Here is a 13,194-nt window from a genome sequence, read left to right as displayed (position 1 = left end):
GCCTGCTCTTTTGTTTTATCGATGATTTTACAATAGTTATTATACATGTAAAGTTTTTACATAATCTCAAATTCTTCAGCTTAAAATGGTAATGGATTATCCTCCTGATCATTCTCCGTAAAATCGACCTCCACTTCCTTATCTTCGACTTTTTGCGCCTGCGTGTTTGCTGTATTACCAGCACTTACACCAGCATTCGGTTCAAAATCCGATTTACGACCTAAAAGCGTGAAGGTTTCAGCGACAACCTCTGTAGCATATCGTCTAATACCCTCCTTATCCTCATAAGTACGCGTCCGCAGTCGACCTTCAATATAAACTAACTTCCCCTTTGTTAGATATTTTACAGCCACGTCAGCCAGACCTCGCCACATTACAATATTGTGCCATTCGGTTTGTTCTACTCTTTTCCCGTCTTTGTTATACGTTTCTGATGTTGCCAATGGAAAACTGGCAACAGAGACATTACCTTCTAAATAGCGAATTTCGGGATCTTTTCCAAGATGTCCCACTAAAATGACTTTGTTAACTCCTGACATAATTTAAAAGCATAAATGGTTAAAAATTTGACCTTTCCAAAAAGGTAAAGATCAACTTGTGTTTAGCTAATTTATCTAAATCTTTTAGAAATACATAATCCCAATTGGATTTTTTTTGAATTAGATCGCCTTTTAACCGCACCTCAAAAAATGTCGCGTAGATATTCTGATGACTCAGGATATGTTTTGTCTGCTGCTGTAAAACATAAAGTTGTGCATCGGGGCCGAAACAGGAAATAAACCACTCATCGCTAAGAACATCCGGAATAGACAAGCTGTAGTTAGACTCCAAAAGCGGAAACTCATATAGGTTCTGCCAAACGTCACTTTCACCGCGTTTGGACATCAGTATCCGATCGTTGTCCTTCAAGATAAAATAATTAAAGTATCTATCTTTACTTGCCTTAGCTTTAAGCTTTACAGGCAACTGCTCTACCTGCCCCTGACTCAGCGCATAACAGGAAGGACTAAACATACAGAATTCACATAAAGGCAGCTTGGGCTTACAATGGGTAGCCCCAAAATCCATAATTGCCTGATTATACAATGCCGGGTGTTTACGATCAAGATTTTCTTTAGCGATAGCTGTAAAAATCTTCTTTCCTTCTGTAGAATTGATAGGTGTTTCTATACCATAGTATCGCGCTAGTACACGAAACACATTTCCATCCAATACCGCCTGGGCTTCATCGTTCGCAAAAGAAGATATCGCCGCAGCAGTATACTCACCTATTCCAGGAAGCGTAATTAATGTTTGATAATCTACCGGAAAGACACCCTGATACTGATCGCGAACAATTCGGGCAGCCTTATGCATATTCCGCCCTCGAGAATAATAACCCAGACCTTGCCAAAGATGGAGAATATCATCTTCTTCTGCATTCGCAAATTCCACAACATTCTTAAATCGCTCGACAAAACGTACATAATAGGGTAAGCCCTGTTCGACACGAGTCTGTTGCAGAATAATTTCAGAAAGCCATATTTTGTAGGCATCTTTTGTTTCTCGCCATGGCAGATCTCGTTTATGCTGTCGATACCATGCTTGCAATTCCTCGCCAAATTTCATAGCGACAAAAATGCGCAATTTTTCGCTAAAACCAGCATTTCATCATTCGAGGATAGGCCTACGAATGTAGGTAATCTGCTCATCAGGTTCTAAAATCGTATTTTCCAACGTGATAAAGCCCTTGTATTTTTCTTTTAGCGCCTGATAGAGACGTCCGTCATACGAAACAGCAAATCGCCCATCTGCTTTGAGATAAACCGGCAGATGCCGATTGCCCACGTCGAAGCAGAACTCGCCCACAACTGATAGATTCTGACAATCCAACAATACACAAAGACAAGGTAAAATGTTGACCTGGATGAATAAATCACCGCGATGATAAATACACTGTCCTGAACGCAGTGCGCTGCTATCATCGCGCTGTATGCGCACCAGATTACCCTTTCTTGTTTTTCGCTGGATAACGCGCTTATTTACTTCATAATAGGAAAGATCCAAAATATCTGAATCGCGGCCCAGCTTCAATTGGTCAAAATCAGGGATAACATCAATCCATATCTCCTCGTGCAGGCTCTCCTTATGCATAATTAGTTCCTTCCACCACGACAGCTTCCATCAACTCGGGCTTACTTTTTCGACGGGGTTTGCGCTGTTCAATGACGCTGATTTCCTCCGCCTTCGATTTCTCATCTTTCGCTATCGCTTCAACTGCTGTCTCTTCCTTCTTTTCAGAAAGCTTATGTTGTGTAAAATCCCAACACAATTGGCCCAACATATGTAAAAAGTCGTACAATAACTCTCCATCAGTACCCAAAGCACGCAGGATAACCACATCTTTTGAAGCCTGTGTAAAACCGTAAGAAATATCGTTGTATTCGACAGTTAAGATTTCATCCAATTCATATTTTAATTCTTGCGCAAAAAGAGCCGAGAACACAAAAGTGGCCTGATGGGTGTATCCCTCAAAAAACAACATCTTCTGTATCGGCTGACTTTTGGGCCGCAAAACCTGATTGTCAATAAAAGACAGTTTACCATTTCTAAAAATCTTGGTTTGCGTATGCAGACTATCAAACTCAAATGCCTCTTTCATGTGGATTCTACCCACACTAATAATATCCCCCCACATCAAAACCGCATCTTCAGCCAAGTGAATATGATTGCTTGCCTTGAAAATAGAATCCTTAAACGGCGTTACTGGATGTGGAATGTAATGAAATAGGCCTCCGGCATCCACATGCACATCCGTATGTTGCTTTGCTCCCGTTTTCATGGGGTGAAGCTTATTGAAGGACTGTGTAAAAAGCTTCAATTGTGCATCTTTTTTCACACGAACATCAATATGCAAATAATCCGTATCCATAATACCAGGCGATGCACTCATGATGATCATTTCCAAATGGTTGGTCAATCCTGCCGCGCCATAATGCGTTAGTTTATAAGGTGCATTATGATAACTCTCCTTCAATCTGCTTCTGCCGTCCTCTTTGGCAACATTTAATACGATTTTGCTATCCATATACGATAAAATTTAGCCTACAGGCTCCAACAAAGCATACTTTTTGATCCATGATTTTACATCTTCTAAACCTTCTAAAGTCATTAAGTTTGTAAAAATAAATGGTCGTTCACCGCGCATGCGAATGGTGTCCTGACGCATCACTTCCAAGTCGGCATTTACATAAGGGGCAAGGTCTATTTTATTGATCAACAACAGATCCGAGCGCGTAATACCTGGCCCGCCTTTACGAGGCATTTTCTCGCCTTCAGCAACATCAAGAACGAATATGGTTAAATCGGCTAAATCCGGACTAAACGTGGCTGTCAGATTATCCCCCCCACTTTCAACAAAAATCAGTTCCACATCCTCAAAACGATGCGCTAATTCTTCTACAGCTTCAATATTCATCGAAGCATCTTCACGGATTGCCGTATGCGGACAACCTCCTGTTTCAACACCAATGATACGTTCAGCGGGCAGCGCCGAATTCTGCTGTAGATACATCGCGTCCTCACGCGTATAAATATCATTCGTTACAACACAAATACTATAATCTGCCGACATCGAACGTGTCAACCGTTCAATAAGTGCCGTCTTGCCAGAGCCCACAGGACCAGCAACACCAATTTTCACGTAATTTCTCTTAGACATCTTTATTTCAATTTTTTTACGAAATGTAAATTCTCGTGTATAATTTTTCATGTTGCATGCATCGAATATCCTGAGCGATACAACAATTTCCAATCAGATCCTCATCCAGTTCGGGCTGTAATCCGACCAATTTATTAATCAAGGGCTGCAGTTTAAACAAAATCTGCTGTGCATCCATTTGGCTAATGGGAACCAGTTTGGCACAATTCGTCATAATACCATTCAAAGAATTATAATAAAAAGCGCTCAGTGCGTCTGCATAACTAATTTCCTGTGCGTGGGCAAACATGGCAAATGCCATTGCATAGTGACCATGCAGTTCTTGCGCATTGATAGCCTTTAGATAAGCCGAACAACGCTTGACCGGTTTTAACTTTTCTGTTAATTTCAAAAACCGTATTCCCAATTTTTTACTGGCATCCCGAATCTCATAAGGGGCTTTGAAAGCAGTAATCAATGCATCCAGTTCAGCGATCTTTTTCCTGGTTGCTCTTGATTCACACAATTGCCAGGCCTTATGAAAAAAAGCGGCATCGTTGTAATAGAAGCTATGCTCCAATAAAGTCTGTGCATATTCTTTTGCTGTTTTAGCATCATGTACAATCTCTTTATTGATATAGGTTTCCAAGCCGTAGGAATGTGTGAAGCCTCCAATCGGAAATACAGAGTCGTTAATCTGCATTAATGTCAACAATGGATTCATATGTAATCGTTATTAATTAAGTATTAAAGCCCCTTGGCCAAGGTAATTTTATGCTGGACTACAGCATACTGATGTATGCGTAAAGTATGGGTTCTTTCAATCACCCGTAACTCTTTCGTCGGTGTAAAACCGGCCCTTTCTAAGGTTTCCCAAAGGGGGTTTTCATACGCTGCAATAATTTCATGCGCAGCGTTTATGAAAACAGGGATATGTTTATTGCCAATCTCGAGACATATCCGAGCCATATCCAAGAGGTTTTTGGGGCGTACGACAAGGCAAGGACAGGGCAATATTCGAACAGCGATACGCAGGTCCTTTGTTTCAAACAAAATATCACCGTCGAACAAGGATTCCGTTCCTAAATTTTTAAAGCCTATTTCGCGGCCTGCAACAGTGAAGCCCCGGATAATACGTCTTTCCGTATCGAACCATTCGAGTTCTAAAAAATCAAGTTCAACGCCGTCCTGATCGGTGCCATCGGTCCAAATATTCCCCTTAATGTCTCTTGCTAACAACATAAATAACCAATTAGAATAAGAAGTACCGTTGGGCCATTGGAAGTTCCTTCAACGGTTCACAGGTTGCCAACACACCATCTACTGTTACTTCGTATGTTTCTGGATTAACGACGATATTTGGTGTAGCATGATTATGTACCATATCTTTTTTCATCACCGTACGACATCCCTCCACAGGCAGACATTTACGCGATAAATTCAATTTTTGAATATTTCCGTTCTCCAACGAAATTTTCGAAACGAAATTGAAGCATAATTTTGAAACTGCTTTACCGTAATTTCCAAACATTGGCCTATAAATAATTGGCTGTGGTGTCGGAATTGACGCATTGGCGTCCCCCATTTTAGCGCCCAAAATCATACCGCCTTTGATGATCAACTCAGGCTTTACACCAAATAATTCCGGTTTCCAAAGGATCAAATCGGCATACTTTCCTTTTTCAATCGAACCGATATATTGATCAATACCATGTGCTTTAGCAGGGTTGATTGTAAATTTAGATACATAACGTTTGACACGGAAGTTATCATTTTCTTTGCCTTTATCTTCAGCTAAAGGGCCGCGTTGGATTTTCATCTTATGGGCCGTTTGGAATGTACGGGAAATAACCTCTCCCACACGTCCCATCGCTTGGCTATCCGAACTCATAATGGAGAATACACCCATGTCTTGCAAAATATCTTCGGCAGCGATGGTCTGAGGACGTATACGTGAATCAGCAAATGCCACATCTTCCTTCACATTTTTATCCAAGTGATGGCAGACCATCAACATGTCCAAATGTTCTTCAGCAGTATTTACCGTAAAAGGTTTTGTTGGATTGGTAGATGCAGGGAGGATATTGGGATACATGGCGATCTTAATAATATCCGGAGCGTGTCCACCGCCAGCTCCTTCCGTGTGGAAAGTATGGATCACACGACCATCTATGGCGGCAACAGTATCTTCCAGGAAACCGGCTTCATTCAGCGTGTCGGTATGGATTGCGACTTGTACATCGTATTTATCAGCAACTTTCAATGCCGCATCAATTGTTGCCGGAGTAGCCCCCCAATCTTCATGGATTTTGACACCCAGTGCTCCAGCTTCAATTTGTTCTTCGATAGGTTTAGTGGTCGATACGTTACCTTTACCGAAAAAGCCAACATTGATAGGAAGGTTTTCAAAAGCTTCAAACATACGCTCGATATACCACTTTCCTGAAGTCACTGTCGTGGCCAGTGTTCCGTCGGCTGGTCCCGCACCGCCACCAATGAACGTGGTTACTCCAGAATATAGGGCTGTTTCAATCTGTTGCGGCGAGATAAAGTGAATGTGCGTATCAATACCGCCGGCAGTTAGTATATAGCCTGCTCCCCCATGTACTTCCGTAGACGCACCGATGATCATGCCCTCGGTTACACCATCCTGTACATCTGGGTTTCCAGCTTTACCAATACCGACAATTTTACCATCCTTAATTCCGATATCACCTTTTACGATACCCCAGTGGTCGATGATAATGACATTAGTGATGCAAAAATCCAATACCCCCTCATCACGCAAGGCACGGGCAGATTGTCCCATACCGTCACGAATGGTTTTACCACCGCCAAACTTGTTCTCTTCTCCGTAAACATTGAAATCTTTTTCAATTTCAATGAAAAGCTCTGTATCTGCCAGACGAACCTTATCTCCAGTGGTGGGTCCAAAAAGAGCAGCATATTTGTCTCTTGGGATATAAAGTTCCCCATCAACATATTTTACAGATGATTTATCTAAACCTAGTTTATCTAAACCAAGCGCATGTAGACCAACAGTAGTTCCCAACGTGGTGAGTCCTACGACTTTAATCCATTCGCGTCTATTCCATCCTCCCATAGTTACTTCGATTGTCTGAATTTTAATTTTTTCATTTTATCAATGGCTTTGCTTTTCACCGATTGATCTGTATACTTACCATTTGTCAATCCATTAAAACCGTGGATTTCCTTACTTCCGCCAAACTCAACCAGAACAACTGATTTTTGTTCCCCTGGTTCAAAACGAACAGCGGTACTGGCTGGAATATTCAAGCGCATCCCAAACGCTTTCTCTCTGTCGAAGGAAAGCAACTTGTTGGCTTCAAAGAAATGATAGTGTGAACCCACCTGAATAGGTCGGTCACCTTCATTTTTCACAACGATGCTTGTGGTTCTGTGCCCAACATTAGCTTTGATTTCCTCTTTTTTTAAAATGTATTCTCCTGGAATCATATCATTCAATATTTATTAACGAATAGGATCATGGACAGTCACCAATTTAGTACCGTCCGGAAAAGTTACTTCGATCTGAACATCATGGATCATTTCGGGGACTCCTTCCATGACTTGGCTCCTTTTCAATAAAGTAGTACCATAAGACATTAAGTCCGCCACAGACCTCCCGTCCCTAGCCTCCTCCATGATCTGGGCACTGATGTAAGCGATACACTCTGGATAATTTAATTTTACCCCGCGTTTCAATCGCTTAGCCGCCAATTCGCCGGCCAAATGCAACAGCAGCTTTTCTGTTTCTCTCGGTGTTAAACGCATAAAAAAATAGTTATTTGTTAATTTGTTAAAGGAATTATTATAAAACTGGAATGGTAAAATATGCCCCAAAGGCTAAGCGGTTGTACTGACTCTTGGCCATATCCATATAGTCCTTATAGTTTACGGTGTTACCGACGTAACCTAGATAGAACCGAAGATCCTGGTTATGAAACGGCTTATGTTGCAAAGCCGCAAAATAGGTCCAGTTTTGGCGAAAATTCTTGCCGAGTTGCTTATCATCCCGCGATCCCGCAATCTCATAGCCACCTTTCAACGCCAGCTCCCATTTTTTACTCAAAAATTGATCATAGCGCAGTATGGCAGAGCTGTAGTTTACATCTTTGGCCAATACACGGTTCTCGCCAGTTCGACCATAAAATTCGTTGATCGCGGAAGATGCAATCATTGCATGATCGACAGCAAGATAAGAGTACTGTAAATCAAGATATAGCATCTGCTTTGCTGTTTTGAATTTATTCGCTAATGAAATGGCATGATTGGTATGTCCCTTTGCGAACTGAGCGATGTTGTAAGACCATTTCGTATTAAAACGTTTGTCCATAAATGCACCCACCCATGTGAAATAGGCTCCCATAGGCACAGTAGAGCGTTCCAAATCACCTACAGCAAAACCATTTTTTGTATGAAGCTCCATAAAACTATCATTGGTTGTGTTGTAAACTTGGGCATGCAACGAATGATTCGGGTTGACTTCATAGGATAACATTCCTCCGACGACGAAGAGATTCAATATACGGTCTACATAGTCTGTGAACTTATATTCGTAAATTGGGTTATTTTCGAACTCATAACTCCCGACCATTGCACTTTGTTTACCGGCCGTAACAGACCATTTGAGATCCTTGCCAAACTTGTACTTAATATAAGCCATATCCAAGGCACGCGATCCATTATCCTGACTCGTTGGAGCAAATGACCTATTGAGGCGAAAACGTACTTTATAGGATAATCGATCATTGTATTCCCCGCTCATCAGAATACGGGCGTCATCAAGGTTTGCTTTTGCTTGAGAAGCACCCTCGCCATTGTCCGTTTGCAGACCTGCTCTTAACAGGACATCCAATTGAAATGATTTTGCTCTCGCGGGTTCTTTCAGTAGCAAGCTGCTTCTCTGTGCCTGAACAGAGTCCGTTTGGACCTGCTCCTGCGCATGCAATGATGCTACGCCAATCCCAAGTGTTGTAAAAAGTAAACGTGTTTTTTTCATCCTTATAGTGTATTCCTCTAGGGTAAAGAAGCCATCCCGCGGTTTCAAAACAGAATTCGATTCAAAACAACAAGATAGATCCATGCTTTATACTTATCTCCGGTACAAGTATATCACAGCCACCTAAAAATGGAATAAGGATGAGATTAAAATGAAATTAGAAAGGAGTTTTTGGGATTGTAACAACGACCAAAGTGCCTTGACCTTCCGTTGAATGGAGGAGCAATTCAGCACCATGGAGGTCAAAGATATTTTTGGCTAAAACAAGCCCCAAACCATTGCCATAGATATCACCGACATTAGAAGCGCGGTAAAAAGAGGTAAAAATATGTGGCTGGTCTTTTTTAGGAATACCGATCCCTTGATCAAACACTTTTATCGTAATATTTTTGCTATCGCTACTTATTGCTACGCCAACCTGCAGTCCATTGCCGTACTTAAATGCGTTTGAAATAATATTGCTAAAGGCAATAAAAAACAGATCCGGATTCGCCAAAACCGTAAGTTCATCACTATCTTCCGGGATTTCCGTTAGATCAAAAGAAAGCTTGAGGTCCTTATGAATACTTTTTTCAGCTTTATAAATTTCATAGAGTAACTCGTCAACTCGAATATTTTCTTTATTGTCCACCTCCCCCTTGAAACCCATGCGAGATAGCTGCAAAAGATTATTGATAATCAACTCCATTTTATCCGCATATTTTGCGATAGTCTCCAGGGAATAATAGGCTTCATGCTCTTTCGACAAGAGCTGTTGCGCCAATTCGGCTTCTCCCCCAATAATTGTAAGTGGGGTTTTTAGCGAATGTGAGGCATTTCCGATAAAACTCTGTTGCGATTGAACCGAAATATCCAATCGGTTAAGCATTGAATTTAGGTTTGCAATCAAAACACCCAATTCATCTTTGCTATTACTGAATTTACTGAACAGGCGATGGTCTAAATGGGCGATATCAACTTTATCTAAATCATTGTTGATATCTTTAATAGGTTTCAATAATCGGTCAGCAAAGTAAAAAGACATGAGTACGATTAAAAAAATCGCCAAAATCCCACCTGTGATCAGTGTCCGATCCAATTGACGCTGTTCCTCATGACCGTAATCATCGATCCCTTCCGATACAACAATCAAATTCTCGTGGTGAAGATGATCTTGAAAGAATACCGCTACAAAAGCAGTCTTACCATGCATGTATCTTCCCTTTCCATGGCGAATTACGTCGGTATAGAATGTTTCGGGCATGGGCAACTCAGGCCGCATTTGAACACGATCACTTCCTTTAACAACACGAATAAGATGGTCTGTTCCCTCAGATAACTGTTTCAGGTATTTACGTTTTACCTGAATATAGAGCGCTCTATTTTCATCCTTCTGATGGACGATGTGATCTCCAACAATCACGGCATTCTCTTCTAGCCGATGAAAAAATTTAGTTTGCAGACTGTCGTACGTGAAATAAGACACATAAATGGCAAAAACAACAAGCAGCAGGGTACTGATGATCGAAAATAGAAGAACTATTTTGGTCCTAATTTTCATGACGGATTACATAGCCCATACCAATCACTGTATGGATAAGTTTACGCGAAAATTGTTTATCGATCTTTTTCCGCAGGTAATTCACATATACGTCAACAACATTGGTACTTAAGTCAACATCCATACCCCATACTTCCTCCAGGATATCGATCCGGCTCAATACCTTATTTCGATTGAGCATTAAAAATTCAAGTAGACGAAATTCAGTAGCGGTAAGAATAATAGGAGAATTGGCACGTTGAACCGATTTGCTGTCTCTATCCAATTGAAGATCGTCAAATACCAATATATTTTTCTGCTCGGTCACTGTTTTGGATTTGCGGCTGTAGCGGCTGATTCGAGCCTTTAATTCCTCTAAACGGAAGGGCTTCGTCAAGTAATCATCCGCATCCCTGTCAAATGCCTCGACGATGTCCTCCGTTTGATTTAATGCCGTCAAGATAATAATAGGGACTTCGTTGTTTGACATCCGAATGTTTTTACAGACATCCAAACCATTCATACCAGGCAACATTACATCCAACAGGATGAGGTCATAATGATTCAATCCCGCCATTTTTAGACCAGTATAACCGTCCATAGCAATACTAATATGATAGCCTTCTTCTTTTAAGCCTCTTTCGATCAATGATATGACAGATGGTTCGTCCTCAATTAGTAATAGTTCCACAGGTATCTCTTTTAAACAGTAAAAAATTCGAGGTTTGTAAAATACAAAATTAACATGTCACCTTTTCTCAAAAAGCTACATTCTTAAATTATTTTCGCTTTTTCTTGACGATTATATGATAATAACACATAAAATAAGTATAAAAACACATACACCCTCAAGATCCCTTAACCACCGCCATGACATCAATTTACTTCAAGTGGTATAGCGATATACCGCAACTCAAAACCTCTACTTAAAAGAATCAGACTATTCTTAACACTTGAAACTTAGCACAGACCAAAAACCGGATTTAAGCATTCGAATACAATAATATCTATTTTTGAAAGAATTTCCACAAATAACGAAAGATTATTTCAAAAATCAATTGAATTTCAATATTTTTGTAGCTCAAAATCACACAATGAAACAATTTATCCTTTGTTTACAGCTGGCATTTTTACTCCTTATAGGACAAGGACACGCTCAAGAGAAACTATATAAAATTTCATATCAATTTGCTGACCCTGAAACGGGCACAGATACAGCATCTTCAGAATTCATCAAAATATTGGCTGGAAATAAGGAAGTATTAATGCAGGCCTTCATCGCTAAAGACCAGATGCGCATTGAAAGTTTATTATTTGGAAAATCGATACAGATCAGCAATATCCGCGAAGGCAGTTCTTTTCTACTGGATGAAGTAAATAAAACCTATACCGCAACAGAACTGGCCACGGGCAAACTCATTGAGACTTCCGCAAACGAAGGCGATAATTATGCCTATTCAGGGGATTTTGAGATCAGCTTAATTCCTAATCAAAAGAAAATAATTGCAGGAATTACCTGCGAAAAAGCGACATTCAATCTAACGGGTAGCCAAGACCAACAAACAGAAATTACCGTTTGGTATGCACCCAAATTACCAAAGTTATACTGGGGCACTTACGATTATCTCGAAAAAGTGCCTGGGGCAGCGCTCTATATCGGATCGGCGGGTTTAGGAATTCAGGCCACTAAAGTCGAGGAGATACCCTTCGACCAATCGCTCTTTGAAGTCCCAGCAGATTACGAAGAAGGTGAAGCTACAGATGAAGCTGTAGATTCCACGTTAAACGACCATCTATCTTGGTATCAAGATTCCAGCACATCATATTTTGGTGTACAGGACAGCTTAGGAAACAAATTAACACCAGCAAAATATTCGGCAATATATAGCTATGTAGGAGACTATGCCATCGTAAACGATGCAGCGCAAATGTTTGGCTTGATAGATCTCCATGGCAAAGAAGTTATTCCATGTCAATACGAATCGCTCAGTTTAGAAACCGAAGGCGGTCCTGTGGTTTATATGAGCGATCTTAAGTATGGACTTCTGGATACAAACGGTAAAATATTGCTGAAGGCGAAGTATGACTTTATTTCAGTACCTAGCCCAGCATATGGACTTTTTACGGAAGGAGAATACACGGGTATTATTGATCAAAAAGGCACCGTTTTACTTCCTGCCAAATATGAGACCATTTCAGATTATCGCGATAATCTCGCGTTAATTATAGTAAACCAATCCTACCAGCTTATTAATAAAACGGGGCACAATCAACTTAAGACGGATTATGAATTTCTGTCTTTTGCAGGAGAGAAACTTCTTCTGGCCTTTAAAGACGACAAGTACGGATACATTGATTACACAGGAAAAGTCGTGGTCCCAATTAAATTTCAGAATGCCCAAGATTTTGAAAACGGGCTAGCGCTTGTAACAGAGGATCTAGAGAATTTTTACTATATTGACGCAAAAGGGAAGTTTATCAAGAAATATGAAGAGTAATCCACAGACATTCCACTTGTCGACATTGCATCGTGGAAAATACATGTTAATCTTGCTGGTTTCAATCTTTTTGATCGGAATGGTCATGTCTAAAGTTCCCATACAAGAAATTCTCAAGATTATTGTTGCTCTTTTAATGATCCCTTTAGCACTGTATTTGGCCATAAAGTGTTCGACTTTATCATCGACTTGGGTCTTGGACGAAAATACACTGCAGATAAGCAATGCTAAAAAAACAATCGTTTTCCCTCTGAATAATATTTCTCATATCAGGAATCTTAAACGTTCTGGCGGAAACCTGATCATTATCAACCAAAACAAAGGACCGGCTTTTCGTACTTGGCGCAACAAATTGTTTCAAAAAGAAGATGATCTTCCTCTGCTAACCGAAGCCTTAAAGACCGCAGACATCGAATATTACGACCTATAAATTCTTTCTTCCTTCGGTAACATTTGTTACAGGCTTTTGCAAAGG

General features: G+C 40.5%; 15 protein-coding genes. 2 read left to right on the top strand and 13 right to left on the bottom strand.

The features are described 5' to 3' along the window. Nucleotides 1-80: 80 nt before the first annotated feature. The 13 genes from BGP15_RS19940 to BGP15_RS19880 form a co-directional block, all read right to left on the bottom strand. Entirely contained in the window at nucleotides 81-539 is a 459-nt protein-coding gene (locus tag BGP15_RS19940; protein ID WP_046674796.1) for a single-stranded DNA-binding protein, read from the bottom strand. 19 nt (nucleotides 540-558) lie between these two features. Next, a complete protein-coding gene (gene mutY / locus BGP15_RS19935; protein WP_286770607.1) occupies nucleotides 559-1,608 on the bottom strand; it encodes an A/G-specific adenine glycosylase in 1,050 nt (349 codons plus the stop codon). A 42-nt stretch (nucleotides 1,609-1,650) separates the two neighbouring features. Continuing rightward, on the bottom strand, nucleotides 1,651-2,133 hold the full coding sequence (locus tag BGP15_RS19930; protein WP_053003768.1) for an urease accessory protein UreE: 483 nt from the start codon (nucleotides 2,131-2,133) through the stop codon (nucleotides 1,651-1,653). Beyond that, entirely contained in the window at nucleotides 2,126-3,067 is a 942-nt protein-coding gene (locus BGP15_RS19925; RefSeq protein ID WP_286770606.1) for an urease accessory protein UreD, read from the bottom strand. Before BGP15_RS19925 ends, BGP15_RS19930 begins: the two co-directional genes overlap by 8 nt. 12 nt (nucleotides 3,068-3,079) lie before the next feature. Further along, nucleotides 3,080-3,700: an urease accessory protein UreG gene (ureG, locus tag BGP15_RS19920; protein WP_046674969.1), complete on the bottom strand. Its 621-nt coding sequence runs from the start codon at nucleotides 3,698-3,700 to the stop codon at nucleotides 3,080-3,082. A gap of 16 nt (nucleotides 3,701-3,716) precedes the next feature. Next, complete coding sequence (locus tag BGP15_RS19915; protein ID WP_286770605.1) at nucleotides 3,717-4,403, bottom strand: urease accessory protein UreF; 687 nt, start codon at nucleotides 4,401-4,403, stop codon at nucleotides 3,717-3,719. 23 nt (nucleotides 4,404-4,426) lie between these two features. After that, nucleotides 4,427-4,921 (bottom strand): urease accessory protein UreE, encoded by a 495-nt coding sequence (locus tag BGP15_RS19910; RefSeq protein WP_070561655.1) that lies wholly within the window; start codon nucleotides 4,919-4,921, stop codon nucleotides 4,427-4,429. A gap of 10 nt (nucleotides 4,922-4,931) precedes the next feature. Further along, nucleotides 4,932-6,782, bottom strand: a complete 1,851-nt coding sequence (gene ureC / locus BGP15_RS19905) for an urease subunit alpha (RefSeq protein WP_046674791.1) — start codon at nucleotides 6,780-6,782, stop codon at nucleotides 4,932-4,934. 2 nt (nucleotides 6,783-6,784) lie between these two features. Continuing rightward, complete coding sequence (gene ureB / locus BGP15_RS19900; RefSeq protein ID WP_070561656.1) at nucleotides 6,785-7,156, bottom strand: urease subunit beta; 372 nt, start codon at nucleotides 7,154-7,156, stop codon at nucleotides 6,785-6,787. 15 nt (nucleotides 7,157-7,171) lie between these two features. Next, nucleotides 7,172-7,474, bottom strand: a complete 303-nt coding sequence (gene ureA / locus BGP15_RS19895; protein ID WP_046674789.1) for an urease subunit gamma — start codon at nucleotides 7,472-7,474, stop codon at nucleotides 7,172-7,174. A gap of 37 nt (nucleotides 7,475-7,511) precedes the next feature. Continuing rightward, nucleotides 7,512-8,702 (bottom strand): porin, encoded by a 1,191-nt coding sequence (locus tag BGP15_RS19890; protein WP_070561658.1) that lies wholly within the window; start codon nucleotides 8,700-8,702, stop codon nucleotides 7,512-7,514. Nucleotides 8,703-8,859: 157 nt separating this feature from the next. Further along, a complete protein-coding gene (locus tag BGP15_RS19885) occupies nucleotides 8,860-10,242 on the bottom strand; it encodes a sensor histidine kinase (protein ID WP_286770604.1) in 1,383 nt (460 codons plus the stop codon). Next, nucleotides 10,232-10,912: a response regulator transcription factor gene (locus BGP15_RS19880; RefSeq protein WP_115046975.1), complete on the bottom strand. Its 681-nt coding sequence runs from the start codon at nucleotides 10,910-10,912 to the stop codon at nucleotides 10,232-10,234. The genes BGP15_RS19885 and BGP15_RS19880 overlap by 11 nt, the downstream gene beginning before the upstream one ends. 403 nt (nucleotides 10,913-11,315) lie before the next feature. Between BGP15_RS19880 and BGP15_RS19875 the strand changes: the two genes are divergently transcribed. Both BGP15_RS19875 and BGP15_RS19870 read left to right on the top strand, forming a co-directional pair. Next, nucleotides 11,316-12,719: a WG repeat-containing protein gene (locus BGP15_RS19875; protein WP_286770603.1), complete on the top strand. Its 1,404-nt coding sequence runs from the start codon at nucleotides 11,316-11,318 to the stop codon at nucleotides 12,717-12,719. Then, nucleotides 12,709-13,149 (top strand): hypothetical protein, encoded by a 441-nt coding sequence (locus BGP15_RS19870; RefSeq protein WP_053003767.1) that lies wholly within the window; start codon nucleotides 12,709-12,711, stop codon nucleotides 13,147-13,149. Before BGP15_RS19875 ends, BGP15_RS19870 begins: the two co-directional genes overlap by 11 nt. Nucleotides 13,150-13,194 lie beyond the last annotated feature (45 nt).

It is taken from the genome of Sphingobacterium sp. 40-24 (assembly GCF_001899705.1).
GTDB classification, from domain to species: Bacteria; Bacteroidota; Bacteroidia; order Sphingobacteriales; family Sphingobacteriaceae; genus Sphingobacterium; species Sphingobacterium multivorum.
The sequence above is the reverse complement of the archived record's forward strand: the minus strand, read 5'-3'. Positions and strand labels throughout refer to the sequence as shown.

Bases quoted from the DNA above. Each gene is read 5' to 3' on its own strand.
- BGP15_RS19915 (WP_286770605.1), bottom strand. From the start codon at position 4,403: ATGAATCCATTGTTGACATTAATGCAGATTAACGACTCTGTATTTCCG.
- BGP15_RS19875 (WP_286770603.1), top strand. From the start codon at position 11,316: ATGAAACAATTTATCCTTTGTTTACAGCTGGCATTTTTACTCCTTATA.
- ureC (WP_046674791.1), bottom strand. From the start codon at position 6,782: ATGGGAGGATGGAATAGACGCGAATGGATTAAAGTCGTAGGACTCACC.
- ureA (WP_046674789.1), bottom strand. From the start codon at position 7,474: ATGCGTTTAACACCGAGAGAAACAGAAAAGCTGCTGTTGCATTTGGCC.
- BGP15_RS19910 (WP_070561655.1), bottom strand. From the start codon at position 4,921: ATGTTGTTAGCAAGAGACATTAAGGGGAATATTTGGACCGATGGCACC.
- BGP15_RS19885 (WP_286770604.1), bottom strand. From the start codon at position 10,242: ATGAAAATTAGGACCAAAATAGTTCTTCTATTTTCGATCATCAGTACC.
- BGP15_RS19925 (WP_286770606.1), bottom strand. From the start codon at position 3,067: ATGGATAGCAAAATCGTATTAAATGTTGCCAAAGAGGACGGCAGAAGC.
- ureB (WP_070561656.1), bottom strand. From the start codon at position 7,156: ATGATTCCAGGAGAATACATTTTAAAAAAAGAGGAAATCAAAGCTAAT.
- BGP15_RS19870 (WP_053003767.1), top strand. From the start codon at position 12,709: ATGAAGAGTAATCCACAGACATTCCACTTGTCGACATTGCATCGTGGA.
- BGP15_RS19930 (WP_053003768.1), bottom strand. From the start codon at position 2,133: ATGCATAAGGAGAGCCTGCACGAGGAGATATGGATTGATGTTATCCCT.
- ureG (WP_046674969.1), bottom strand. From the start codon at position 3,700: ATGTCTAAGAGAAATTACGTGAAAATTGGTGTTGCTGGTCCTGTGGGC.
- BGP15_RS19940 (WP_046674796.1), bottom strand. From the start codon at position 539: ATGTCAGGAGTTAACAAAGTCATTTTAGTGGGACATCTTGGAAAAGAT.
- BGP15_RS19890 (WP_070561658.1), bottom strand. From the start codon at position 8,702: ATGAAAAAAACACGTTTACTTTTTACAACACTTGGGATTGGCGTAGCA.
- mutY (WP_286770607.1), bottom strand. From the start codon at position 1,608: ATGAAATTTGGCGAGGAATTGCAAGCATGGTATCGACAGCATAAACGA.